The sequence below is a fragment of the Janibacter sp. LM genome (genome assembly GCF_039631275.1).
Taxonomy (GTDB): Bacteria; Actinomycetota; Actinomycetes; order Actinomycetales; family Dermatophilaceae; genus Janibacter; species Janibacter terrae.
Window position 1 is genome coordinate 1 of sequence record NZ_JBDIVG010000098.1, and the last position, 425, is coordinate 425.

Sequence of the window (425 nt, forward strand, 5' to 3'; positions counted from 1 at the left end):
TGACGAGGGTTGTTGAGCCCATGGTCAAAGTCTCAACCATCTCTCCTCCTTTGATCTCTTGGATGTGGCAGAACTTGCCAGTGTTGCAGACCATTTTGTCACCCTCCAGATTGACAGTGCATTTGATCTTCTTGCCGTCCATGGTGGTGATATCAGCCTCCTTGCCAATGGTAAAGGAGTTGGTCACAGTCTTTCCAGGGGTCTTGGAGGTGACAACAAAGTCATTGCCATTCTGCTTGATCTCAGTAATTGGTTTGATGTCCTTGGCCATCTTTATGACATCTGCTGGAAGTTCCATGGCCCTGAGGAACTCCTCGTAGTTCTCCTGGGAGTAGACCTGCCATGTTCCATTGAAGGCCATGTTTTCTAGAAGATTTGGATTCTCCTTCACCAAGGTGGGCTGGAGGCTGAGACGGCTGTGAAGC

The 425-nt window shown here is 49.2% G+C and carries 1 protein-coding gene; it reads right to left on the reverse strand.

The genetic code is table 11. The features are described 5' to 3' along the window. Positions 1-391: lipocalin/fatty-acid binding family protein (locus ABC138_RS17605; RefSeq protein WP_345914478.1), on the reverse strand; the 391-nt coding region annotated here is incomplete at its 3' end. Between the last annotated feature and the right edge of the window lie 34 nt (positions 392-425).